The organism is Pseudaminobacter soli (ex Zhang et al. 2022), from assembly GCF_014595955.1.
GTDB classification, from domain to species: Bacteria; Pseudomonadota; Alphaproteobacteria; order Rhizobiales; family Rhizobiaceae; genus Kumtagia; species Kumtagia pseudosoli.
The window spans coordinates 328568-352707 of sequence record NZ_JABVCF010000001.1 but is presented as its reverse complement, the minus strand read 5'-3'; the positions used below and the strand labels follow the sequence as shown (position 1 = coordinate 352707).

18 protein-coding genes are annotated in these 24140 nt (G+C 62.6%); 12 read left to right on the top strand and 6 right to left on the bottom strand.

Features of this window, described 5'->3' with window-relative positions; all coding sequences use genetic code 11:
• The first annotated feature begins 83 nt into the window (after positions 1 to 83).
• Both HUI96_RS01660 and HUI96_RS01655 read left to right on the top strand, forming a co-directional pair.
• Positions 84 to 359, top strand: a complete 276-nt coding sequence (locus HUI96_RS01660) for a metal-sensing transcriptional repressor (RefSeq protein ID WP_188252879.1) — start codon at positions 84 to 86, stop codon at positions 357 to 359.
• Positions 359 to 1672: an MFS transporter gene (locus HUI96_RS01655; protein WP_188252878.1), complete on the top strand. Its 1314-nt coding sequence runs from the start codon at positions 359 to 361 to the stop codon at positions 1670 to 1672. The genes HUI96_RS01660 and HUI96_RS01655 overlap by 1 nt, the downstream gene beginning before the upstream one ends.
• Before the next feature lie 93 nt (positions 1673 to 1765).
• Here the strand turns inward: HUI96_RS01655 and chrA are convergent, their stop codons facing one another.
• A complete protein-coding gene (gene chrA, locus HUI96_RS01650) occupies positions 1766 to 3187 on the bottom strand; it encodes a chromate efflux transporter (RefSeq protein WP_188252877.1) in 1422 nt (473 codons plus the stop codon).
• A gap of 17 nt (positions 3188 to 3204) precedes the next feature.
• Positions 3205 to 4191 carry a chromate resistance protein ChrB domain-containing protein gene (locus tag HUI96_RS01645; RefSeq protein WP_188252876.1) on the bottom strand — a complete coding sequence of 329 codons (987 nt, stop codon included), beginning with the start codon at positions 4189 to 4191 and terminating at the stop codon, positions 3205 to 3207.
• Positions 4192 to 4451: 260 nt separating this feature from the next.
• Here HUI96_RS01645 and HUI96_RS01640 point away from each other — a divergent pair, with 260 nt between their 5' ends.
• From HUI96_RS01640 to HUI96_RS01620, 5 genes are all read left to right on the top strand, one after another.
• Complete coding sequence (locus HUI96_RS01640) at positions 4452 to 4757, top strand: PepSY domain-containing protein (RefSeq protein WP_188252875.1); 306 nt, start codon at positions 4452 to 4454, stop codon at positions 4755 to 4757.
• Positions 4758 to 4830: 73 nt separating this feature from the next.
• Positions 4831 to 5298: a chromate resistance protein ChrB domain-containing protein gene (locus HUI96_RS01635; RefSeq protein WP_188252874.1), complete on the top strand. Its 468-nt coding sequence runs from the start codon at positions 4831 to 4833 to the stop codon at positions 5296 to 5298.
• Positions 5299 to 5397: 99 nt separating this feature from the next.
• The gene (locus tag HUI96_RS01630; protein ID WP_188252873.1) at positions 5398 to 6312 is read left to right on the top strand and encodes a DUF1259 domain-containing protein; all 915 of its coding nucleotides are present in this window, start codon (positions 5398 to 5400) and stop codon (positions 6310 to 6312) included.
• 46 nt (positions 6313 to 6358) lie between these two features.
• Positions 6359 to 7327, top strand: coding sequence for a YncE family protein (locus HUI96_RS01625; RefSeq protein WP_237683904.1), 969 nt, complete (start codon positions 6359 to 6361; stop codon positions 7325 to 7327).
• A gap of 29 nt (positions 7328 to 7356) precedes the next feature.
• Positions 7357 to 8628 (top strand): MFS transporter, encoded by a 1272-nt coding sequence (locus HUI96_RS01620; RefSeq protein ID WP_337917834.1) that lies wholly within the window; start codon positions 7357 to 7359, stop codon positions 8626 to 8628.
• Between the two features lie 481 nt (positions 8629 to 9109).
• Here the strand turns inward: HUI96_RS01620 and HUI96_RS01615 are convergent, their stop codons facing one another.
• Positions 9110 to 9751: a class I SAM-dependent methyltransferase gene (locus tag HUI96_RS01615; protein WP_188252872.1), complete on the bottom strand. Its 642-nt coding sequence runs from the start codon at positions 9749 to 9751 to the stop codon at positions 9110 to 9112.
• A 44-nt stretch (positions 9752 to 9795) separates the two neighbouring features.
• Positions 9796 to 10512, bottom strand: coding sequence for a hypothetical protein (locus tag HUI96_RS01610; protein WP_188252871.1), 717 nt, complete (start codon positions 10510 to 10512; stop codon positions 9796 to 9798).
• 186 nt (positions 10513 to 10698) lie between these two features.
• Here HUI96_RS01610 and HUI96_RS01605 point away from each other — a divergent pair, with 186 nt between their 5' ends.
• Both HUI96_RS01605 and HUI96_RS01600 read left to right on the top strand, forming a co-directional pair.
• Positions 10699 to 11304: a TetR/AcrR family transcriptional regulator gene (locus HUI96_RS01605; RefSeq protein ID WP_188252870.1), complete on the top strand. Its 606-nt coding sequence runs from the start codon at positions 10699 to 10701 to the stop codon at positions 11302 to 11304.
• 280 nt (positions 11305 to 11584) lie between these two features.
• Complete coding sequence (locus HUI96_RS01600) at positions 11585 to 13267, top strand: SbmA/BacA-like family transporter (RefSeq protein ID WP_188252869.1); 1683 nt, start codon at positions 11585 to 11587, stop codon at positions 13265 to 13267.
• Between the two features lie 44 nt (positions 13268 to 13311).
• On the opposite strand, the gene HUI96_RS01595 is transcribed toward HUI96_RS01600, so the two are convergent.
• Positions 13312 to 13980, bottom strand: a complete 669-nt coding sequence (locus HUI96_RS01595) for a CBS domain-containing protein (RefSeq protein WP_188252868.1) — start codon at positions 13978 to 13980, stop codon at positions 13312 to 13314.
• 622 nt (positions 13981 to 14602) lie between these two features.
• Between HUI96_RS01595 and HUI96_RS01590 the strand changes: the two genes are divergently transcribed.
• The 3 genes from HUI96_RS01590 to HUI96_RS01580 all read left to right on the top strand — a co-directional run bounded on the left by HUI96_RS01590 (position 14603) and on the right by HUI96_RS01580 (position 22423).
• Positions 14603 to 17068 carry a phosphoketolase family protein gene (locus HUI96_RS01590; RefSeq protein WP_188253175.1) on the top strand — a complete coding sequence of 822 codons (2466 nt, stop codon included), beginning with the start codon at positions 14603 to 14605 and terminating at the stop codon, positions 17066 to 17068.
• Between the two features lie 125 nt (positions 17069 to 17193).
• Positions 17194 to 21099: a GH36-type glycosyl hydrolase domain-containing protein gene (locus HUI96_RS01585; RefSeq protein ID WP_188252867.1), complete on the top strand. Its 3906-nt coding sequence runs from the start codon at positions 17194 to 17196 to the stop codon at positions 21097 to 21099.
• A 4-nt stretch (positions 21100 to 21103) separates the two neighbouring features.
• The gene (locus tag HUI96_RS01580) at positions 21104 to 22423 is read left to right on the top strand and encodes a glucoamylase family protein (RefSeq protein WP_188252866.1); all 1320 of its coding nucleotides are present in this window, start codon (positions 21104 to 21106) and stop codon (positions 22421 to 22423) included.
• 511 nt (positions 22424 to 22934) lie between these two features.
• On the opposite strand, the gene HUI96_RS01575 is transcribed toward HUI96_RS01580, so the two are convergent.
• Positions 22935 to 24020 (bottom strand): ABC transporter ATP-binding protein, encoded by a 1086-nt coding sequence (locus HUI96_RS01575; protein WP_188252865.1) that lies wholly within the window; start codon positions 24018 to 24020, stop codon positions 22935 to 22937.
• Positions 24021 to 24140 lie beyond the last annotated feature (120 nt).

Genomic DNA, 24140 nt, shown 5'->3' with positions numbered 1-24140 from the left:
GATGAGCGGCGCCCGCGAGGCGACCGCGCCAGTCCGACAGAACGGGTTGACTCCATCCCCCCGGGGAGGATACGGCCCTAGGCATGGTCGAGCATCCCCACAGGTCCCACCCTACCATCGTGAAGCGCCTGAAGCGCGCCGAGGGGCACCTGCGCAGCGTCGTCGGCATGATCGAGGGCGGCAAGCCCTGCCTCGACATCGCCCAGCAGTTGCATGCCGTCGAGAAGGCGGTGGCGCAGGCCAAGCGTGCCCTGATCCACGACCATCTCGACCACTGCCTCGAGGAGACCATCGGGCCTTTGCCGCGGGAGAAGCGCGGCTCGGTCGATGAGTTCAAGCAGATCGCGAAGTATCTCTGATGCTGGCTGTCCTCTCCAACCGCACCTATCGCCACCTGTTTTTCGCGCAGGTGATCGCGCTCGTGGGCACGGGACTGCTGACGGTCGCGCTCGGGCTGCTCGCCTTCGAACTCGCCGGGGCGGAAGCCGGGGTTGTGCTCGGCACGGCGCTTGCCATCAAGATGATCGCTTATGTCGGGGTCGCACCTGTCGCCTCCGCCTTTGCCGAGCGGCTGCCACGCCGGTCGATGCTGGTGGCTCTGGACCTCGTGCGGGCGACGGTTGCGGTGCTGCTCCCTTTTGTGACGGAGGTGTGGCAGGTCTACGTCCTGATCTTCGTGCTACAGTCCGCGTCGGCGGCCTTCACTCCGACCTTCCAGGCGACGATCCCGGACGTGCTCCCGGACGAGAAGGACTACACCCGGGCACTGTCGCTTTCCCGTCTGGCCTACGACCTCGAAAGCGCCGTCAGTCCCATGCTGGCCGCCGCGCTCCTGACTGTAATCTCCTTCCACGACCTGTTCGGCGGCACCGTTGTCGGCTTTCTTGCCTCCGCGGCGCTCGTGCTCACCGTGACGCTGCCCAGCCCGAAGCCGTCGCAGCCGCGCGGCATCTTCGACCGGACCACGCGCGGCATCCGTATCTATCTCGCGACCCCGCGCCTCAGAGGACTGCTTGCTGTCAACTTGGCCGTGGCCTCGGCCGGCGCGCTCGTGATTGTGAATACCGTGGTCTTTGTGCAGGCGGTGTTCGGGCTCGACCAGGAGGCGATGGCCATCGCGCTCGCGTCCTTCGGAGGCGGGTCCATGGTCGCTGCGCTTCTGCTCCCGCGGCTGCTGGAGACGGTCCCGGACCGCACGGCGATGCTCGCCGGCGCGGCCCTGCTCGCGGCCGGAACGCTCGCCGCGGCCGCGCTGGCCTCCTACCAATGGCTGCTGGCGCTATGGTTCGTCCTCGGTCTTGGCTACTCGATGGCGCAGACCCCTTCCGGGCGGCTCCTGCGCCGCTCCGCGAATCCTGAGGACCGTCCGGCACTCTTCGCCGCGCAGTTCGCCCTCTCGCACGCCTGCTGGCTTATCGCCTATCCGCTCGCCGGATGGGCTGGATCGGAGCTCGGCCTGCCGCTGACCGCAGTCATCCTTGCCGGGCTTGCTGCTGCCGCGGTCGCCGTCGCGCTCGCGGTCTGGCCCGCCCACGATCCGGAGGCAATCGAGCACACCCACGACGACCTCCCGGCAGATCATCCGCACCTTGTTGCGAAGGGAAATGGCCACGACCACGTGCACGCATTTGTCATCGACGACCTCCACAAGGCATGGCCTGCGAAGGGCTAAGGGGCGCAGCTTGCCGCTTAGCTGAGAACCGGGCGAGAAGCGCTCGTTGGTTGATCTAGCTTGCCTTCGGTAGCTCAGTTCGGCCCGGACCCATCACGCGCCGAGCGATCCCGCAAGCAATGCATAGAGCAGGCCGAGGATAGAGCAGCCGGCCAACACCGTGAGCATGCCGACCTTGAAGCGGAACACGGCCACGATTGCGCCGAGCGTCAGGACCAGCGATGCGACGTTGACGGAGCTCAAAACGGGCACGTCGACCGTCATGCCGAGTCCGTGCGCTTCGTAGAGTTCACGAAACAGGACGTGCAGGGCGAACCACACCGCGAGGTTCAGGATGACGCCGACGACCGCGGCGGTAATCGCCGCCAGGGCCGCGGATAGTGCCCTGTTGCTGCGCAGCGCCTCCATGTAGGGCGCGCCAAGGAAGATCCACAGAAAGCACGGAACGAAGGTCACCCAGGTGGTGAGCAGTCCGCCGAGCGTGCCCGCGAGCAGCGGGTCCAGCGAGCCGGGCGATCGGTAGGCTCCCATGAAGCCGACGAACTGCGTGACCATGATCAGTGGCCCGGGGGTCGTCTCCGCCATGCCGAGACCGTCCAGCATTTCGCCCGGCTTCAGCCAGCCATAATGCTCGACGGCTTGCTGGGCGACGTAGGAAAGCACTGCATAGGCTCCGCCGAACGTGACCATCGCCATTTTCGAGAAGAAGATGGCGATGTCGGTGAAGACATTGTCTTGGCCAAGGAATGCCAGCAGCGCGAGAACGGGAACCAACCACAGGAGGATGCCGGCGCTGGCGACCTTCAGATACCAGCCCAACGAAGGGCGTGCATGTTCAGGCACTCCTTCTCCCAGAGCGGAGTCGACGTCAGCGACCTGGTTGCCGCCGATCTTTCGGTGGCCGCCGCTTGCGAGAAACGCGGTCCACTCCGCCCGACCTCCCACGTACCCGATCAGGCCAGCCGCGAGGACGACCAGCGGGAACGGTGCCCGGAAGAAGGCCAGGGCGATGAAAGCGGCCGCGGCCAGGCCGATCATGACATTGTTCTGGAGGGCCCGCCGCCCGATCCGGAGCACGGCCTCGAGCACGATCGCGAGAACCGCGGCCTTCAATCCGAAGAAGAGGGCCTGGACCGCTCCGACGTTGCCGAAGATGGCGTAGATCCAGCTCAGCGCCATGATGGCGAGCACCCCCGGAAGCACGAACAGGATGCCCGCGACCAGCCCGCCTTTGGTCTTGTGCAGGAGCCAGCCGATATAGACTGCGAGCTGCTGAGCTTCCGGGCCGGGCAGCAAGGTGCAGTAGTTCAGGGCATGCAGGAACCGCGTCTCGCCGATCCAGCGCTTCTCCTCGACAATGATGCGATGCATGACCGCGATCTGTCCGGCGGGCCCGCCGAAGCTCAGGGCCGCGACACGCGCCCAGACTTTCATCGCCTCACCGAAGGGGATGCCGTGGGCGGGGGCATCGAGGCTTTTTACAGACGCGGCGGCGACCATGCTTGCGTGATTCATCGGCTGGCTTCTGCCGTTCAACCGCGGTTCTTGCGAAAATATTCGTAAAGATTGTCGAAGACCGAGGCTCCCTTGGCGACGCGTTCAGCGTCCTCATCGTTGGCCATGGCGATGCCGGCGATGAGATGGGCGATGCCCGTCGTCTCCTCGCGTCCAAACTTGGCGTCCTTCAGATCGATGTCGTGAACGATCTCCGAGATGGCTTGAAGCGCCGGATCGGTGATGCCGGCGCGGCCTAGCAGGACCTCGAAGCTGCAGCGGTCGCCTTCATGGGTGATCTCACCTTCGAACATGTCGAAACGGAGTTCCCCTTCCTTTGGAACATATCCCTTGCCTGGCACGAAGCGGATCACGGCATCGGGATCGATGAAGCGGCGGATCAGCCAGCTACAGGCGATGCGGTCGACATGCACGCCCGTGCGCGTGACCCAGATCCGTCCCTTGAGATCCGCCGCTGTAGGCTGCGGCGCTTGCGGCATTTCACTGGCCATGTCGGTGTCCTCCGTGAGCCTGCGCTCCAGGTCCGCGATCAGGCTTTCCGCCGTGAGGCGACCGGTCGCGCCGAAAAAGTCGGTCGCGGCGATCTCGGCGAGCCGCTTGCGTAGACGGCCGATCTGGCCTCGGCTCTCGGCCCGCTTTGCCGCCGCGCCGTTGGCTTCCAGCCTTGCGGCAAGGTCTCGCGCCTCCTTGGCGACTTCGTCATAGTCCTCGTCACGGGCGGCATCGAAGAGGGCACGCGCCTGGCCATCCGAGAGGCCGTCGATGAGTCGCGCCTCGCACACGAGGGCCTCCCCGCCGCCTTCAACGATCTCCTTCAGGAGCCATTCGAAGTCCTCCTGCGTCTCCGCATTCGCGGGCAGCGCATAGACCGTGCTTTTGACCGCGACCGCGCCGATGCCCTGCAGCCTGCGCCAGATCTTCACCCGGAAATAGGCGGGCTTGCTCGGCAGTTGATGGATCAGCAGCAACCATGGGGCATTCGGCCCGTTCACGTCAGCGGTCATTGCAAAACCGTATCATCAAACTCAGTGGATGCAACACTTGTATCACGATATGAACGGGCGTAGGATTTTGGCCTGAAGAAGAAGCCCGGCGAGGATGCTGAAGCTGGGCGCGGCCCCGTAAGTGGGTGAACGTCCGGATCGCAGCATTCCGACAAGCTTCCCGCGCTTTCTCCGCGAAGACGCATCCCGAACGGGATTGCGAGCCTCACAGGGCCCTGGACTACGGGCGGAGGAAAGCGGCAACGGACGGAGTAAGGTCCATGGACCGAACACTCATTGGCGTCATCAGCGGCGTCTTGCTCGCGGTGGCCGCCGGGCTCGCGATCGTGCTGGCGCAGCCGAGGAACGAGACGACTTTCATCCCGGGCGACCAGCCAGTCAGCGAGGCCCAGGTTCGGCAGAAGCTCGAGGCGGACGGCTGGTTCAACGTGCAGATCGTGCGGGAAGGCAGATATTACGAGGCAATCGCCTCGAAGGCCGGACAGAGCAGCAAGTTCGTCGTGGATTCCCAAAATGGGCGGTTGGCGGTCTCCGGGGAAGGTGGAGGCGAGTACGATGACGATTAGGGGACGGGAATCCCTGGCGCGCTATGGGCGCGCCGACCGTCCCGCATAATCTGGCAGAAGGGAGGACTGCGTCATGAAATGGGTCGCTCGCGAACGTCCGGTCATAGACCGCATCGCCTGCCCCTGGCTGATCGCGCGCTTCATCGACAAGGAGCCGGAATTCCTCTTCGTGCCCCCGGACCAAGTGGCTCGGGTCGCGGAGGATACCGGGGCCACACCCTACGACGTGCCTGACGTCGAGTTCACGCATGTGGGCGACGGCTGCAGCTTCGACGCGTTCGTCTCCAAATACGGGCTGGATCGCGACCCCGCCATTACGACCATCGACGCGATCGTGGGCGGCGCCGACACCGACCGACACGACCTCACGCCGCAGTCGGCCGGACTCCTGGCGATTTCGATGGGCCTGCGGGACCTGTCGCCCGACGACCATGAGGTGCTGAAGCACGGCTTCGTCATCTACGACGCGCTCTATGCCTGGGCATCCCGCCGCAAGGTGGAGACACATAGCTGGCCGCCCACCATGAAGCCGGCGGCGTAATCGGCAGCCCGCCCGTCAAAATTCGCGGGTGCGGCAGCATTCCCGGCGGACGACATTTGCCCGGTTTGGGCACTTGGGGTGGGAGTACAGGAGTATACCATGCGTGCAAACATCGTAGCTGGCCTGGCGTTTGTGGCCTCCCTCGGAGTCGCTCAGCCTGTACTGGCGGTACCGGACTGGAAGGCAGTGGCGGGGGCGATCGAGAGATCCGGCACCGAGCTGCCGGGCGGCATCTACCGGATCGGGCTGCCCCGCTCGGATCTGAAGGTCACACTCGACGGCATCGCCATCAAGCCAGCGCTGGCGCTCGGCTCCTGGCTGGCCTTCAAGCCTATGGGCGACAGTGACTCGGACTCGGTGGTGATGGGCGACCTTGTGCTCACCCAGGACGAGGTCAGCCCGGTCATGACGGTCCTCGCCGCCAACGGCATCGAGATCGCCGGGCTGCATAACCACCTGCTGCGGTCGCAGCCTGCGACCATGTACATGCACGTGAAGGGCCACGGCGACCCCGTGACATTGGCGCGGGCCTTTGGCCAGGCACTGGGCAAGAGCCACACTCCGACCGGCTCAGAAATCGCCTCTGCTGCGGCTCGGACTGGCAAAGCCGACGAGAAGCTTGATCTCGACACTGCCGGGATCGACCGCGAGCTTGGCCACAAGGGCAAGGCCAACGGAGGCGTCTATCAGGTTTCGATCCCACGGGCCGATCTCGTGGAGGACGGCGGCATGCCCGTTCCGGGTTCAATGGGATCGGCCATCGCCATCAACTTCCAGCCCATAGGCGACGGCAAGGCGGCGACCACCGGCGATTTCGTCCTGACGGCCGAGGAGGTGAACCCCGTGTTGCGCGCCCTGACGGAGAACGGCATCGAGGTGATGGCCCTGCACAACCACATGCTCGCGGACCAGCCGCGGCTGTTCTTCATGCACTTCTGGGCGCATGACGATGCCGGGAAACTCGCCAAGGGGCTGCGCGCCGCGCTCGATCACGTGAAGGCCGGCAAGGGCTGAGGGCGCGCCAATGAAACGGGGCTTTTTGCTGGGAAGCGTTCTCGCGATGGCCGCGATCGCGGCCGCGATGGAGCCACGGGCTGCGCAGGCGGTCGAAGCCGCACCCCGCCAGCTTGTGGCGAAGATCCCGCTCGGCGAGGTCAAGGGCCGCATCGACCACATGGCCGTCGACCTTCCCGGGCAACGCCTGTTCGTGGCCGAACTTGGCAACGGCAGCGTGGGGATCGTCGATCTCAAAACCTTCGAAGTTTCGGGCCGCATTCGCGGATTCAGGGAACCTCAGGGCGTCGGCTATGTGGATTCGACGGGGACGCTCTACGTCGCCAGCGCCGGCGACGGATCGGTGCGGCTGTTCCGGGGAAGGAACCTCGATCAGGGGGGGCGGATCGACCTCGGCGAGGACGCGGACAATATCCGGGTCGACAGCCCGAACAACCGGGTGTTCGTGGGCTATGGCGCGGGCGCGCTGGCGGTCATTGATGCGGGGGAGAACCGGAAGATCGCCGACATTGCCCTGGACGGCCATCCCGAAAGCTTCCGGCTCGAGAGCGGCGGAAGCCGGATCTTCGTCAACGTTCCCAACGCGCATGCGATCGACGTCGCCGACCGCCAGCGTGGAGGGGTGGTGGCCCGCTGGCCGATGGGCCAGTCCCGCGAGAATTTCCCGATGGCGCTGGACGAGGCCTCGGGCCAAGTCCTCGTCGTGTTCCGGAAGCCCGCGACGCCGGCGGCTTTCTCGATGAAGGACGGATCCCTGGTCGCAAGCGCGCGGTCCTGCGGGGATGCCGATGACGTGTTCGTGGATGCGAAGCGGCACCGCGTCTACGTAAGCTGCGGCGACGGCCATCTGGATGTCTTCGTGCTGGAGAACGGCAACTTCCGCAGGGTCGGGCGTACTTCAACTGCTCCCGGAGCGCGCACGTCGCTGTTCGTGCCCGAACTCGACCGCCTGTTCCTCGCAGTGCGGGCGGGCCACGGGGACGCGGCGATCTGGGTGTATCAGCCCACGCCTTGAGAGGCAGGGAACTGCGAGAGGGAAAAGCCGTGTCCAGCGTGGTCCACGACAGCAAGGATCCAGACCCGGCGGAAGCAAGCTCGGGGACGGGCGCGGGCCATCACGGCACGGGATGGTCTCCGGACCTCACGCGTGTTCTCGTCGCACGCTCGCTCCGCGCATTCGGGGACGGCTATGTCGCGATCCTGCTGCCGATCCATCTCTCCCGTCTCGGCTATGATGCCTTCGCCGTCGGCCTGATCTCCACCGCGACCCTGTTGGGTTCTGCGCTCCTGGTCCTGGCGGTCGGGCTGCTTTCTTACCGGGTGGGACGGCGGCACGCCCTTCTCGGCGCAGCGCTCCTGATGGCTGCGACCGGGCTGGGCTTCGCCAGGATCGACAGCTTCGGGCCGCTGCTCGTCATCGCCTTCGTCGGGACGCTCAACCCGTCGGGAGGTGACGTAAGCGTCTTCCTGCCGCTCGAGCACACCGTCCTCTCCCACGTCGTCGCCGACGAGAACCGGACGGCCGTGTTCGCCCGCTACAGCGCCGTCGGCGCCGTCTTCGGCGCCCTCGGAGCGGTCTTCGTCGGCGTGGTGGACTGGCTCGCCCCGGTGCTGGCGCCGTCGACGACAACGACGCTCCTCTTCGGGCTGTATGGAGCCATCGGGCTGCTGACCTTCCTGCTGTACCGTCACCTGTCGCCCCGCATCGAGGCTGGCGCGGACAGCCCCCCGGCACCGCTCGGCCCGTCGCGCGGCATCATCTATCGGCTGGCTGCGCTGTTCTCGGTCGATGCCTTCGGCGGAGGCCTGGTGATCAACTCCCTGCTGACCCTGTGGCTCGCCGCCCGCTTCGTGCTCGACCTGTCCGCCATCGGCGTGATCTTCTTCGTGACCAGCTTGTGTTCGGCGGCATCGTATTTTGCGGCGGCGCCGCTGGCCCGGCGCTTCGGGCTGGTCAACACCATGGTCTTCACCCACCTGCCGTCGAGCATGTTCCTGATCCTGACTGCCTTCGCTCCGACTGGCTGGGCCGCGTTCGGGCTGCTGATCCTGCGGGCGCTGCTCTCCCAGATGGACGTGCCGACGCGGTCGTCCTACGTCATGGCCGTGGTAAGGCCGGAGGAGCGCCCTGCCGCCGCCAGCGTGACGGCGGTGCCGCGGAGCCTAGCCGCAGCGGTCGCGCCGCTACTGTCGGGCTGGCTGCTGACCGCATCGCCGTTCGGCTGGCCGCTCATCCTCGCAGGCATCCTCAAGGCGGCCTACGACCTCGTCCTGCTGCGGCGGTTCTCGGGCATCAAGCCTCCGGAGGAACGGTGATAAGGCTATCGGAGCGACCGCTCTCAGCCGCAGCAGGAATGACTCGGATCAGCAGGTGCCTGACGCGGTGTCGGATAAGTGGCCGGGTAAGTCGTGGCGTTTCCGACCACCATTTAACTTCGCGGCCGTTGCTTGGACAAGGATTGCTATGCGCAATCGCGGACATTGACCGATACGCTGCGGAGGTCCTGAACAGGTCAAATCACGTCGATGCCCCCGCCGGCCCAAAGGTCCGCTTCTGACGATTCGAGCCTCAAAGCTGCCGGTCCGCTCACGGCCCAATATGTCATTCTGTCATCGGCTCAGAACGAGTGCTCTTGGCGCCTCAAAGATCCTTCACCACAGGAGCCGACGGCCGAACGAATCCTTGGTAGAAGGCGAATAGTGACCCTGCTTCAGTGATCCGGATTGGCTCGCGCGACGACGCAAGTTGACGCTAGCGGTCCTGTTTCCAGTGAACGACCTGAACGCTCAAGCCCGGCTAAGCTTTCGTTCCTTTCAGGAAGTGGAGGTCGAGCCAGGAAAGGCGACCGCCTGTGATTTCGATAAAACCTTCCTCTCCCATCGGTTCGCGCAGATCATGCAGGTCGAAATGGCCGTGAAGACCCAGGCGCGCCGACAGGCGCCGATGTTGCGGGTTGCCGCCATAGTCGACGATCAGCAGCCTGCCTCCGCCGCGCAATACCCGCCGGGCTTCCAGCAGGCACACCCGTCGCCTTGCCTCGTCCACCATGTGAAGCACCGTCGTGATGGTAACCACGTCGAAGCGGCCGCTCTCGAACGAGAGTTCTGTGGCGCTACCCTCACAGAGGCTGAGGGGGACACCGGCGCGACCGCTTTTTCGCTGTGCCGCTTCGATCATGCTGGGTGAAATGTCGAGGCCGGTCACCGATCCTCCTGGCTGCGTCCGTCCCCAGGCCGCGATCGCTTGGGTGCCTGTACCGCAACCGATGTCCAGCACATGGTCCCCCGGCACGATGCCGGCCAGATCGAGGACGTCTTTGCGGTAGGTGCTTTCCCGCCCGCGGGCCAGTAGTTTCACAATCAAGTCGTAGAGGCGCGGGAAATTGATGCCGTGGCCGGAATGCGCGGCCGAACGGGCCGACTGGTCTTTCGTAAGCATGGCTTTCCTGGACCTATGATCTTCAAACATGGCGGTACCCGGCCTCACGCGTGCATCGGTCGGGTCGCCGCAGCACGCGGCGCACCGCCGAGTTTCACAGCGACAGTGAAGTGGATGAATAGAAGGGTCGGCACCAGGACGGAGGGAACCATCGCCCAGGGCAGGGCGGTCATTGCAGCGATGCCGGGGCCGTCTTCAAAGAACCGGAATGGCGTTCCCGCCGCGGAGAACAGCCCGATCGTGACGGCGACCAGGAGGTCGAGCGCGCCGAAGCCGTTCCAGAGGGCGAGCCATGACCGCCGCGGTGCGTGTCCGAGTAAAAGCGCTGCCGTCAACGGGATCGCCAATGCACCGGTCAGGATGTCGCCCCACCCGGCACTGGACGCGAAGGGCGCCGACAGCCGCCCTTGCGCTTCGAGAAGAAGGAAGAAAACGCCGCCGAGCCGTGCGACGTTCAGGCCGACCAGTGCCGCCATCGGCAGTGCGGCGACAGCCGTCCGGAAGGAGGGGACGAGCAACCCGCCGCCAAACAAGAGAACCAGCGTGCCCGCGAACGGAATGAGGCTGGTCGGCACGGGACCTGGAGCCTCGGGTGTCAGCCATCCGAACCCGATCGTTGTGGACACCGCGACCATCCACACGACGGCGGCGGCGAACAGTCCGATTCTCGCCACCGGGCGTACTGGCATCAAGCCAGCCAGCGTTCCGATGACCGCTGCGAGCAGTGTAGCGACAAAGATGGCACCGATGAAATCCAACATGAGCATAACCCGGCTTTGGAATGAGTGCGGGGAGCGATGCGCTGTCCGCGTTTCTGCGCGACCCTACCTAGCCGGACAGTTAGTATGTTATTGGACAGGGTGTCCGATATATTTATGGACAGGGCTGAAGCACCGTCTCTTACCGGACTTTAATGGGCGCTTGTCCTGCAAAACAGGGAGTTCGGTATGGTCGGATCGATCGATCGCCGCGTTGCTCGCACAAGGCGGGCTCTCCACGACGCGTTGATGGGTCTGATCCTCCGAAAGGGGTTCGATGCGCTGACCGTGCAGGATATCGCCGGCGAAGCCGATGTCGGCCGCTCGACATTCTACGCGCATTATCCAAGCAAGGAGGAGTTGCTGCGTGACGGCTTCAGGATCTTGCGTTCCGAACTCTCCGAGGCCATCCAGGCCGCTCCGGTGCAAGGCGGGTCACCGCCCCTGCGCTTCAGCCTCGCCATGTTCGAACATGCAGGGCGTTTCGCGCAGACCTATCGGGTTCTGGTCTTGGGGCAAGGCGGCGTCATCGCCATCGAGGAGATAAGCCGCATCCTGGCCGACCTCGTGCGTCAAGACCTTGTGACGGAGACGGAGATTGAGGGCGTGCCGCGGGGCCTGGCGGTCCAATATGTTGTCACCACCTTCATCACCGTGCTGCGTTGGTGGCTCGAAGAGCAGCCAAATCTGACCGCCCGCGAGGCGGATCGCGTGTTTCGTCGGCTGGCGATGGGCGGACTGGCAATGCTCCCGCCTGAGGGCCAGCGAGTCGCCTCGCCGGCACTGTCAGCATGATGGCTGAGTAGAAGCCTGCCCGCTCCTCTGCGCCTACGGGCTCTCAGAGCCTGAGCATGCTTGGTGTGTTCGGAGTTCATGCCGGCTAGACCTCTCGAGGCGGCGAACTGGGCCCCTCCTGGCTACATTTGACGAAAGCTACTGATCAGGCAGTGATAGGCGCAGCGCTGTTCGGCCAGTGTAACCATCCTCGACGGAAAGGTTACAGTGCCGAATACTCTCGGATCGGGTATCCTCTTCATAGCCTCTCTGGCCTTTCGATCACGCGAAAGGGGCTGACGTGGATCAGCAGCAAGTGCCCCTCAAAATCACCGCAGCTCGCTTCCTGCGCGCTGTGGGCATCTTCGTCGGTTCCGAGGTTGGGACCAAAGCCAAGTTCATGTTCGTCGGACTGATGGTCCTGTTGTGCGGATTGAGCGGCATGAATGTCGTCAACAACTACGTTGGCAGAAACTTCATGACCGCGATTGCCGAGCGGCAATATGCCGAATTCATCCGCCAGGCGGTGTTTTACATCGGCGTATTTGCTTGCCTCACAGCCGTTGGCGCACTTGCCCGCTTCGTCGAGGAAAGGCTGGCGCTGCTCTGGCGCGAGTTCCTGACCCGGCGCTCCGTCAATCTCTATCTCGATAACGAGGTCTACTACCGCCTGGATGCCTCAGGTCGTCTTACGCACCCTGATCAGCGCATCTCCGAGGATATCCGCGAGTTCACGGTGACGACGCTTTCATTCGTCATCATGATTTTTAGTGCAAGTCTTACCGTACTGACCTTCTCAGGGGTGCTGTGGTCGATCAGCCCGGTGCTGTTCGGCGTTGCCGTCCTCTATGCGGCCTGCGGCTCGTATGTGACGATCGCTTTGGGCCGGCCTTTGATCGGCCTGAACTACGAGCGGCTCGACAAGGAGGCCAGCTTCAGGTCCAGCCTCATCCACGTCCGCGAGAACGCCGAATCCGTCATGCTGACGCGGGGCGAGGAACGGCAGAAGAATCTGCTGCTGCATCGACTTGACGATCTGATCGTCAATTTGCGCAGCATTATTGCGCTCAACCGGAATCTCGGATTCTTCACCGGCGGCTACAACTGGATGATCCAGATCGTTCCGGACCTGATCATCGCTCCGGCTTTCATAAGGGGCGAGATCGAGTTCGGCGTCATCACCCAGTCAGGCGCCGCCTTCGCGATGCTTGTCGGCGCGTTCTCGCTGATCGTCAGGCAGTTCAACTCGATCTCAAATTTCGCAGCGGTGGTTGCTCGGCTCAGTTCCCTGATCGACGCCATCGAGAAAACTCAGACGACAACAGGTTCGGCCATCGAGATGACCGAACAGAAAGGCTGTCTGGCTTACGACCGGGTGACGTTGCTGTCGGCGACTGACGAGTCGCCTTTGGTGAAGGAGTTGTCGCTATCGATACCAGTGGGCGCCGTCCTGATCCTCAAGGGGCCAAGTTCGGCTCCGGGTACGGCGTTGTTCAGGGCGACAGCCGGTATTCCGGTTCCTGGCAGCGGGCGCGTAACCCGCCCTGATGCCGACGAGATCTCGTTTGTCTCGCAGCGGCCTTACTTGCCGCCCGGCACCTTGCGTGAGGTGCTGGTGCGTCCAGGGAAAGAGGGCGAAATCGCCGACGACCAGATCGTCGACGTGCTGCGTGAACTCGCTATCGAATCCGTTGTTGGCCGGGCGGACGGCCTTGATGGAAGCTCCGGCTGGGGGATGTCCGTGAATGAGCAGCAGCTTCTGGCGATCGCAAATGTTCTTCTCGCAAGACCTCGCTTCGTTTTCCTGGATCGGATCGATGCGACTCTTGCCCCCGAACAGTTCCGAAACATCCTGCGCATGTTCTCCGAGCGTTCGGTCACTTGCATCATCAACGCAGAAGCCCGTGAAGCGTGTGATCTTCCCCATGCGGTTCTCGAGTTCGGCGAAGGCGGTGGGTGGCGATTGCTCCCGAACGAAGGATGATCTGCTGGGAAGCCGTCGAAACGTCTCCAGGACTTCCGTGCAGTTTACGGCGCCCTTTGCGGAAAATGCTCGACGACTCCTCTCACGCCATGAACGCTTTCGGCGACCACGCGGGCGGCGTTCCGGCAGTGCTCCGTGTCAACATTTCCCCAAAGATGGACTAGTCCGTCGGTCACGGTGACCGTTATGGCCTTTCCTTCGAGCCCAGTCTGCTCATTGAGGCGGGTGATGATGCTCCGGCGGATCGCTTCGTCGCCGGACGCAGTCTTGTCACGGCTGGCGCCGCTTATGGCACGAAGGAGATCCGCGCGGCTTACGATGCCAATCAGCCTGCCGCCCCGCAGGACGGGTATGCGCTTGATTCCATGCTGAGCCATCAAGCTCGCCACTTCCGACACTGGTGCCTCCTCATCCACGACGACCGGATCGCAGGTCATAACGTCGGCGACCTTCCACGAGTTGGCCCTCACATAGGCTCGAGCGCGTTCCTCGTCCGTAGGAAATGGCCCCGCCAGGTGGGCGATGGCACCTAGCCCGAGTTCGGCCCTGCGTAGAAGATCGCCTTCGCTGATGATGCCGACGAGCCGGCGCTCGTCGTCGACCACCGGAAGGCCACTGACGCGATTGGCCATCATGATCGTCGCCGCGTGCTTGACGCCGTGATCGGGCGATATCGTGATGACTGCTGAAGTCATGATATCGGCGGTCTTCATCTGGGCTCCTCCTCAGATCGTTCAGGAGCGATGGCCAACCCGCATCGGCAAGCGTAAGTCTGCAGACGTCGTCAGACAACGGATATTTGCGGCCGCCCTGCGGAAGCTGCGAGACCAGGCTCTTGACGCGATTGGCCATCATGATCGTCGCCGCGTGCTTGACGCCGTGATCGGGCGATATCGTGATGACTGCTGAAGTCATGATATCGGCGGTCTTCATCTGGACTCCTCCTCAGATCGTTCAGGAGCGATGGCCAACCCGCATCGGCAAGCGTAAGTCTGCAGACGTCGTCAGACAACGGATATTTGCGGCCGCTCTGCGGAAGCTGCGGGACCAGGCTCTTGACGCGAACGCTTCCCACACGGCGGTGCCGTCGGATCGCGATTCTCCTGTGATCCACACGGCTTTTATGCAACAATGCGGGGGTCCGACTTACGGATACTTGACAACGGCATTAGCGAACTGCCGCAGCAGGTAGTTGTTGTTCAATTTCGCGATAACGACATTTGTATAATTGGCGCGCTTAAGAATAGGTCATCAAAAAGACAAAGAATAAACCTGAAGTTATTTCAATATTGTCATTCTGAGGGCGCGGCGATCGACTTCGATGAGGAGACCTCGATGTCTTCGATTCAGACGACTAAGCGTGAGAAACTCCGCACGGATGAGACCCAGCGTGATAGCGATCCGCTATCATCTGAAGAGGTCAGGCTGATCGATGCCTACTGGCGAGCGTCGAACTACCTCTCGGTTGGGCAGATTTATCTGCTGGACAATCCCCTTCTGAAGGAGCCGCTGAAACGCGAGCACATAAAGCCGAGACTGCTCGGGCATTGGGGAACGTCGCCGGGATTGAACATGCTGTATGTTCATCTCAACCGCGTGATCAAGCGCGGCGATCTAAACATGATCTACGTCATAGGGCCCGGGCACGGCGGTCCTTCGCTTGTCGCACACGCCTATCTGGAAGGAACCTACAGCGAGTTCTACCCGAATATCGGCCAGGATGCCGACGGCATGAAGCGGCTGTTCAAGCAGTTCAGCTTCCCGGGCGGCATCCCGAGCCATGTTGCCCCGGAGACGCCCGGAAGCATTCACGAGGGCGGCGAGCTTGGATACGCCTTGAGCCACGCGTATGGGGCGGCCTTCGACAACCCCGACCTTATCGTCGCCTGCGTCGTTGGCGACGGGGAGGCTGAAACCGGTCCGCTCGCGACCGGTTGGCAGAGCAACAAATTCCTTAATCCGGCCCGCGACGGCTGCGTGCTGCCGATCCTGCACCTCAACGGATATAAAATCGCCAACCCCTGCTTCCTCGCACGAATTCCCGAGGACGAATTGCGGAAATTCTTCGAGGGCATGGGGTACAGACCATACTTTGTCGAGGGAGACGATCCGGACAATGTGCACCAACAACTGGCCGGTGTGCTCGATACGGTAATAGCCGAGATCCAGGGGATCTGGGCGGATGCCCGCACGAACGGCAGCGTCAAGCGGCCGATGTGGCCCATGATCGTCTTCCGCACTCCCAAGGGCTGGACCTGCCCGAAGGAGATCGACGGCAAGAAATGCGAGGACTACTGGCGGTCGCATCAGGTGCCCATGGGAGACATGGACAGGCTGGAACACATCAGCATTCTCGAACAATGGATGAAGAGCTACCGGCCCGAGGAGCTTTTCGACGATGCGGGCCGGCTCAAGCAGGAACTGGCGTCGCTGGCGCCTGCGGGCCACCGCCGGATGAGCGACAACCCGCATGCCAATGGCGGCATTCTGCTGCGCGACCTGAAGATGCCAAACTTCGAAGACTATGCGGTTTCAGTCCCCAGCCCCGGGGAGACTACTGCCGAGTCGGCCCGTGTAATGGGCAGGTTCCTCCGGGACGTGATGAAGCTGAACCTCGACAGCAAGAACTTCCGCCTGTTCAGTCCGGACGAGAACAATTCCAATCGCTGGCAAGACGTCTTGGAGGTCACCGACCGCTGCTACATGGCGGAAATCTACCCCGAAGACGACCACCTGTCCCCCGACGGCCGGGTGATGGAGGTCCTAAGCGAGCATCAATGCCAAGGATGGCTGGAAGGCTACCTGCTGACAGGCCGCCATGGCTTCTTCTCCTGTTATGAGGCCTTCATCCACATCATCGACTCGATGTTCAATCAGCATGCCAAGTGGCTGAAGGTCTGCAATCATATCCCCTGGCGGCGCTCGATCGCTTCGTTGAACTACTTCCTCAGTTCCCACGTCTGGCGACAGGATCACAACGGCTTCAGCCATCAGGATCCCGGCTTCATCGATCACGTCGTCAACAAGAAGGCGGATGTGATCCGGGTCTATTTGCCGCCGGACGCCAATACGCTGCTGTCGGTTACGGACCATTGCCTGCGGAGCCGTAATTACGTCAACGTTGTGGTGGCGGGCAAGCAGCCCGCGCCGCAGTGGCTCACCATGGACCAGGCGATCAAGCACTGCAGCGAAGGTCTCGGTATCTGGGAGTGGGCCAGCAACGACAAGGGCTTCGAACCCGATGTGGTGATGGCATGCTGCGGCGACGTCCCTACTCTCGAGACCTTGGCGGCAGTCGAGTTGATCAGGCAGCACCTTCCGGATCTGAAGGTGCGCGTCATCAATGTGGTGAACCTGATGAAGCTTCAGCCCGCGGGAGAGCATCCGCATGGGTTGTCTGACCGCGATTTCGACGCTCTCTTCACCAAAGACAAGCCGATCATCTTCGCCTTCCATGGCTATCCCTGGCTGATCCATCGGCTCACCTACCGCAGGACGAACCACGGTAACCTGCATGTGCGCGGCTACAAGGAAGAAGGCACGACGACTACACCGTTCGACATGGTCGTCCTGAATGAACTTGATCGGTTCCATCTGGTCCAAGATGTCATCGACCGCCTGCCGCAACTGGGCGCGCGCGCCGCGTATTTCAAGCAGGCCATCCATGAGAAACTGATCGAACACCGGCAGTACATCGAAAAGCACGGCGATGACATGCCGGCCATACGTGGATGGAAATGGGGCGCGGAAAGTGCCGGCAAGGGAGCGCGAGGGACGTCCACGGAGGGAGACAATCTTTGAGCGGCCTCTTACCGGGCCGATAGCGCATCGCGCTGACCGCACATCGAAGAGCGACGCCGACCTTCCAGGCGAGCAGGCACTCTTACTCGATCCCGTCCAGCGCGGCTCTGAGAGAGAAGCACGCTATGGGAAGCTCTGTTCACAACTCCCGCAAAGCCGAGGACGTAGAAAATCGCCGTTCCCCGGGTGACACGGATTCGAGTTCCACCGCCGCGCTTCTTTCAAATGGACGCTACAGCGTCCTGGTCACGTCCGCTGGTGCCGGCTACTCAACCTGGCAGGACCTCGACGTCATCCGCTGGCGAGAGGATCGCACCCGCGATTGCTGGGGGCAGTTCTTCTACATCCGTGACCTTGCGGACAACAAGCTTTGGTCGCTCGGCAAGCAGCCACTCTTCGTCGCCGAATGTGCGTACGAACATGCTTTCCACGGGGACCGAGCCGAGCTCAGCTGTCGTACCGAAGACATCGAGACTTCCTGCGCGATCTGTGTGGCGCCGGACGTCGATGCAGAGGTGCGCATGGTCACGGTCACCAATCACGGAAGCAGGGTCAGGCACCTTGAACTGACCAGCTATTCCGAGGTCTGCCTGAACAATCGCCGTGCGGACAGAGCTCACCCTGCATTTGCGAAGCTCTTCGTCGAGACGGCCTTCGACGAAGGCACGGGTGCGCTGCTGGCCCGCCGCAGGCCACGCGCAGCTGAAGAAAAGCCGCTCTGGGCGATCCACGTATCATCTTCGACTTTGAAGGGCGGTGCTTCGATCGAGTTCGAGACCGATCGACTGAAATTCCTGGGACGTGGCCGCACGATTGAGAATCCTGCGGCTTTCGAGACCAAGGCCGGCCTTTCGGGTTCGACGGGGCCTGTTCTCGACCCCATCTTCAGCCTGCGAAGGACACTGGAACTGGGCCCCGGCGCGACGGAGCGGGTCGCCTTCATAACGGGTGCCGCAAACACCCAGGCGGGTGCCAGATCGATCTCCACGCGGTTCGCGGACATCGAGGCCGCCAGCGCAACTTTCTCTGATGCCTTGCAGAGCCATCGGATGGAACTCCGGCGCCTGGGCCTTTCTCCTTCAGACGTGAGACAGTTCAATCGGCTCGCGGAAGGCATAGTCTTTGGTGATCCGGCTCTGAGGGACCCCGCTGCCGTCAAGAGGACGAGCCTGGCTAGGGACGGTCTTTGGGCCCATAGCATATCCGGTGACATCCCAATCGTCCTGCTTCGTCTAGCCGGTGACGGAGATGCCTCGCTGCTTCGGGAAGCCTTGTCTGCCCATGACTTCCTCGGTCACCGACGATTGCAATTCGACCTTGTTATGCTCGACGAGGGTCACACAAACAGTGCAGAAAACTGGCTGAGAGAGCTGCGGGCCGGCCCGAAAGCCGAGCTTCTGGGCAAGTCGGGAGGCATTTTCGTCGTTTCCGCTGATGCGATCCAGGCCGTTCACACTGATACGATCGCTGCGGCCGCCCGCATCGTCCTGTCGGACCGACGGGGTTCTCTTGCCGACCAGCTTGCCCGCCCGAGCTACGATGCTCCGCGATCTCAGCGGCAAGTGACATCCAGCGCGACTAGGAAGCCTCCGCGGCCTTCCGCCACAACGGAAAACACGGCCTCGTATTGGAACGGCTTCGGGGCATTCAGTGCAGATGGCCACGAGTACGTCATCCGTGTTGACGCGACCACGCCAGGGAAGCCTGAGCTACCGCCCGCGCCTTGGTCCAATGTCATCGCAAACCCGAATTTCGGCTGCCTGACTTCCGAAGCGGGCCTTGGCTACACCTGGTCGGGGAACAGCCAAATGAACCGGCTCACACCCTGGTCGAACGATCCCGTTTCAGATGCGCCCGGCGAGGTCCTCTATCTGCGCGACGAGGATACGGGCGAGGTCTGGACGCCTACGCCCTTGCCCACCGGGAACGGGTCGGTGGTGAACGTCCATCACGGCCAGGGCTATAGCCGGTATGAAGGCGCCAGCCACGATCTGCACCACGACTTGCTGGTGTTCGTACCGCCGGCGGATGCGATCAAGATCTTGCGCCTGAAGCTGACTAGCAGCGATACCCGGCCGCGCCGTCTGTCAGCGACATACTACGCGGAGTGGGTTCTCGGAACACAGCGCGAAGATGCTGTGATGCAGGTCGTCTGCGAACGCGATATCCAATCCGGAGCGATCATGGCCCGCAATCCATGGGCAACGGGATTTCCCGGGCTTGCCTTTGCAGCTGCAAGCCAGCCTGTGCGTTCGTCTACGTCCGATCGCTCAGAGTTTCTAGGCTTCCTTGGTTCGGCATCTCGGCCGGCGGGGTTGCAACGACTGAGCTTCTCAGGACGCCACCGCGCGCTCCATGACCCCTGCGCAGCGATCACGGTGGACGCCTCCCTGGCGCCCGGGGAAAGCACCGAAATCGTATTCGTACTCGGCCAGGCCGGCAGCCTTCCGGAAGTCCGCCGGCTCGTTCGCGAGTATGCCAGAATGGAGCAATCCCAGGCCAAGCTGGCGGAAACATGTGGGCAGTGGGACGGCATTCTTAATTGCATCCAGGTCGTCACGCCGGACGTGGGCTTCAACCTGATGATGAACCGTTGGTTGCTGTATCAGGTCCTGGCATGCCGCGTCTGGGCGCGCTCCGCCTTTTACCAGTCCGGAGGTGCGTATGGCTTCCGCGACCAACTCCAGGACGTGATGGCATTGGTCCACTGCGCGCCCCATGAAGCCCGCTCCCACATCTTGCGGGCGGCCGCCCGGCAGTTCGAGGAAGGCGACGTTCAGCACTGGTGGCATCCTCCATTAGGAGTCGGCGTTCGCACCCGCATGACCGATGACCTGTATTTCCTTCCCTATGTCGTTCACCACTATGTCTCCGCGACCGGAGACGTCGGCCTGCTCGATGAGCAGGTTGCTTTCATCAGTTCACCCGTCCTGAAGCAGGACCAGGAGGAGGACTTCAACCGGCCGGACGTCAGCGGACAGATCGGCACGGTCTATGATCATTGTATTCGCGCGCTTGAGCGAGGGTTGCGCCTGGGCAGTCACGGCTTGCCGCTCATGGGGACAGGCGACTGGAACGACGGCATGAACAAGGTCGGCGCCGCGGGCAAGGGTGAAAGCGTCTGGAACGGCTGGTTCTTCGTAACCGTCCTGAACGCGTTTGCCGCAATTTCGTCTTCGCGCGGCGACGAGGAGCGCTCAGCCTGGTGCCGAAATAGAGCCGAAGAACTGCGCGCAGCGCTCGAAGAGAACGCCTGGGACGGCGCATGGTATCGTCGCGCCTATTTTGACGATGGCACCCCGCTCGGATCTTGCACCGGCGAGGAGTGCCAGATCGATGCGATCCCGCAAGCCTGGGCGGTCATCTCCGGTGTAGCCGACAGCAAGCGGACATCTGCGGCGATGCACGCGGTCTATGAACGGCTCGTTCGGACGGAGGAAAAGCTGATCCAGCTTTTCGACCCGCCTTTCGACAAGGGCCGACTGCAGCCCGGCTACATTAAGGGCTATGTTCCCGGCATCCGGGAAAATGGCGGGCAGTACACGCATGCGGCTGCCTGGGTGGTCCTGGCCACTGCCTTGCAAGGTGACGGCGACAGAGCGCTAAAGCTCTGGAATTTGATCAATCCGATCAATCACGCGACGACGCACGAACAGGCCAGTCACTATATGGTCGAGCCGTATGTCGTCAGCGCGGATATCTACGGCGCGCCTCCACACACCGGACGCGGTGGCTGGACATGGTACACGGGCTCTGCAGCCTGGCTCTATCGCGTAGGATTGGAGAACATCCTGGGGTTTCGCCGCCAAGGCGGAACTCTCCAGATCGACCCCTGCATTCCGAGAAACTGGCCAGGCTTCGAGTTGAGCTATGTCCATGGGTCGTCAACGTACCGGATCCGCGTGGATAATGAGGCAGGTGCCGGCAAGGGCGTAGTCCGCACCCTGCTGGACGGTCGCTCGATATCCGATCGCAAGGTTCCACTCAGCGACGACGGGCACTCACACGACGTACTGGTAACGATCGGGTAGCAAAATGCGGGAATTGCCGTCGACCGACCCCGATCTTGACGGATTGCCGACGAACCAGGATCTCGGACGGCTACAGCTCACGACGCTGCTGTACTACCTTCACTGCACCAACCCGGAGAACGGCCTTGTCCGTGACAAGACCGACGCTGATGCCCCGGCAAGTATCGCGGCAACCGGGATGGCCCTTGCGACGATTCCGATTATCGTCGAACGGGGTGTCATAATCCGCAAGTTCGCGGCAAAGCTCGCCCGAAAGCGTCTCGAGTTTCTGTTGAGGTGCCCCCAGGGGCCGCAACCCGATGCGACCGGGTACAAGGGCTTCTTCTATCATTTCCTCGACATCGAAACCGGACGCCGGGTCTGGCAGTGCGAATTGTCGACCATCGACTCTGCGTTCCTGTTCGCAGGCGCACTGACCGTTGCGGCCTATTTCGATGGCGACTCAGCCGACCAGGCCGAGGTCCGGCGGCTTGCCAACGCGCTCTATGAGAGGGCGGATTGGAACTGGGCTCGTGACCACGGCCTCACCCTGACGCATGGCTGGCGTCCCGAAAATGGGTTCATTCCATATCGGTGGCGGGGATACGACGAAGGCTTGCTGCTCTACATCCTCGGGCTGGGGTCGCCTACGCACCCGCTGCCCGCCGAGTCCTACCGCGCCTACACCGAAAGCTATGAATGGAGGAACATCTACGGCCGCGAACTTCTTTATTCGGGGCCGCTCTTCACCCATCAGCTATCGCATATGTGGATCGACTTCCGCGGCATACGCGATGCCTTCATGCGCGACCACGACAGCGACTATTTCCGGAACACCCGCCACGCGACCTACGTCCACCAGGAGTACGCGATCCGAAATCCGATGAAATTTGTTGGCTATGGAGAGTATTGCTGGGGATTGACCGCGAGCGACGGACCCGGATGGATCAAGCGTGAGGTGGATGGCGTCGAGCGCGATTTCTTCGACTATCTCGCCCGAGGCGCGCCATTCGGACCGGACGACGGGACTGTATCGCCATGGGTGGTGGTTGCCTCACTGCCCTTCGCGCCCGAAATCGTCGTTCCCACCGTCCGGAACTTCGCCCGGATGGATCTTGGCATGACCCGCCTCTATGGCTTCAAACCTTCGTTCAACCAGACCTATGCCGTGGAAGACAGTTCCTCGGGATGGTGGGTCACTCCCTTCCATTTCGGCATAGATCAAGGGCCCGTCGTCCTGATGATCGAAAACTACAGGACGGGATTGCTGTGGGACATCATGCGCCGGAGCAAGCCGATCGTGACCGGATTGCGCAAGGCAGGATTCGTCGGCGGCTGGCTATGACCGCTGTCGTTCAGGCTCACTTTCCACTGTCACGTCGATGATCCTTTGCCCTCTCGCTCGCATCACCCACCGAGCGGCGCGAGAATGCCTGACCAAGGCGCGCAACAGGGCTGCGCGACCTAGACGTCGGCCGCTCAGCGCCGTCGCAGAGGAGAGGTTATACGGCCGGCGTTGTTGCACATCTGAGGTATTCGTATCTCAGACATGCATGCGCTGTGACCAAGTTCGCGATTCGAGTGCCTCACTGCAAGCGCTGGTCAATGCATAGCAACGAGCGATCTGGTTGGTGTCGAAACTAAAACGACACCCGCTGTGGGCTGCTGCGCACAGCAGACCACAGGGGGTCGATCGCCAGCCATCCTCGCACATCGAAGTCGAGGACGATAATGCCTTCGACATGTCTGCCGGCTCCCCACCAACGGATGACTTGAACCAGCTTCGCGTCGAACCGGGTAGCTCGATCGCTCAGCCCTACAGTTCGCCAGTTGACGATCTCGTCAACGATTGCCTTTCAGGCCGCAAGGATCACGCAACTGGCTCCCGGGCGCTGGCTTACATGCACGATGTCGCCGACATCGAAAGCCGGCTGCATGGCCTGGCGCGGCGCGTCGATGACGAGAGCCGCGCCACCGGCCGTCGAGGCGTGCATCCTCAAGGCGCGGCCGTGGAAGACGATGCTGTTGATCTTCGCCGGAGCGGTTGCGGCGCCAGCCTGAGGGTTCGCGACCAGGTCTTCCGGACGGATGCCGATCGTATGCATCTGACCGTCAGTGGCAAGCGCGTTCGCATCGGCGGACAACTCCAACGGCAGGTCCCCCGAGAGATAGCGCAGCAAGGCGCCATCGCGTCCGACAAAGCGGGCATCGAGCAGGTTCATCGTGCCGATGAAGCCGGCCACGAACCTTGTAGCTGGGCGGTCATACAGGGCGGCCGGCGATGCGATCTGCTCGATGCGCCCCTTGTTCATGACCACGATGCGATCGGAAATCGACAGCGCCTCAGTCTGGTCATGCGTGACCATGACGAACGTCATGCCGAGGCTCGACTGCAGACGCTTCAGTTCCATCTGCATATACTCGCGCAGATGAGCGTCGAGGGCCGACAATGGTTCGTCGAGCAGGAGGATACGCGGCTTGCAGACGATGGCGCGGGCAAGCGCCACGCGCTGCCGCTGGCCGCCCGAAAGCTCCGCCACCCGAGCCCTTATCTTGTCGCCCAGGCCGACCATGTCCAGCGCCGCCGCCACCTGCTTCTTCTGCTCCGCGGCCGGTACTCTGCGCAGCGACAGGCCAAAGCCGACATTTTCGGCGACATTCATATGGGGAAACAGCGCATAGTCCTGGAAGACCGTGTTCACTGGCCGATCGAAGGGGCGCAGCGAGGTGATGTCGCGGCCGGCCAGCACGACCCGTCCGGTGGTAGGGGTCTCAAAGCCGGCCATAACCCGCAAATTGGTGGTTTTCCCGCAGCCGGAAGGTCCGAGCAGGCTTAGAAACTCGCCGTGCTCGATATCGAGGTCTACAGAGTCCAGCCCTACCACTCCTCCCGGAAAACATTTCGAAACTGCTTCGAGCCGAAGCAGTGCGTCTTGGGGCATCGACAATCTCCAACGGTGCCCGGACCCGGCCGCGCTCGCATCGGAGCGTCGGTCTCGGCACCGATCAAACATAGACACGTACGAAGGGAGGCATCGCACAGCGAACACCGCGCGATGCCT

Bases quoted from the DNA above. Each gene is read 5' to 3' on its own strand.
- HUI96_RS01660 (WP_188252879.1), top strand. From the start codon at position 84: ATGGTCGAGCATCCCCACAGGTCCCACCCTACCATCGTGAAGCGCCTG.
- HUI96_RS01655 (WP_188252878.1), top strand. From the start codon at position 359: ATGCTGGCTGTCCTCTCCAACCGCACCTATCGCCACCTGTTTTTCGCG.
- chrA (WP_188252877.1), bottom strand. From the start codon at position 3,187: ATGAATCACGCAAGCATGGTCGCCGCCGCGTCTGTAAAAAGCCTCGAT.
- HUI96_RS01645 (WP_188252876.1), bottom strand. From the start codon at position 4,191: ATGACCGCTGACGTGAACGGGCCGAATGCCCCATGGTTGCTGCTGATC.
- HUI96_RS01640 (WP_188252875.1), top strand. From the start codon at position 4,452: ATGGACCGAACACTCATTGGCGTCATCAGCGGCGTCTTGCTCGCGGTG.
- HUI96_RS01635 (WP_188252874.1), top strand. From the start codon at position 4,831: ATGAAATGGGTCGCTCGCGAACGTCCGGTCATAGACCGCATCGCCTGC.
- HUI96_RS01630 (WP_188252873.1), top strand. From the start codon at position 5,398: ATGCGTGCAAACATCGTAGCTGGCCTGGCGTTTGTGGCCTCCCTCGGA.
- HUI96_RS01625 (WP_237683904.1), top strand. From the start codon at position 6,359: ATGGCCGCGATCGCGGCCGCGATGGAGCCACGGGCTGCGCAGGCGGTC.
- HUI96_RS01615 (WP_188252872.1), bottom strand. From the start codon at position 9,751: ATGCTTACGAAAGACCAGTCGGCCCGTTCGGCCGCGCATTCCGGCCAC.
- HUI96_RS01610 (WP_188252871.1), bottom strand. From the start codon at position 10,512: ATGTTGGATTTCATCGGTGCCATCTTTGTCGCTACACTGCTCGCAGCG.
- HUI96_RS01605 (WP_188252870.1), top strand. From the start codon at position 10,699: ATGGTCGGATCGATCGATCGCCGCGTTGCTCGCACAAGGCGGGCTCTC.
- HUI96_RS01595 (WP_188252868.1), bottom strand. From the start codon at position 13,980: ATGAAGACCGCCGATATCATGACTTCAGCAGTCATCACGATATCGCCC.
- HUI96_RS01590 (WP_188253175.1), top strand. From the start codon at position 14,603: ATGTCTTCGATTCAGACGACTAAGCGTGAGAAACTCCGCACGGATGAG.
- HUI96_RS01585 (WP_188252867.1), top strand. From the start codon at position 17,194: ATGGGAAGCTCTGTTCACAACTCCCGCAAAGCCGAGGACGTAGAAAAT.
- HUI96_RS01580 (WP_188252866.1), top strand. From the start codon at position 21,104: ATGCGGGAATTGCCGTCGACCGACCCCGATCTTGACGGATTGCCGACG.
- HUI96_RS01575 (WP_188252865.1), bottom strand. From the start codon at position 24,020: ATGCCCCAAGACGCACTGCTTCGGCTCGAAGCAGTTTCGAAATGTTTT.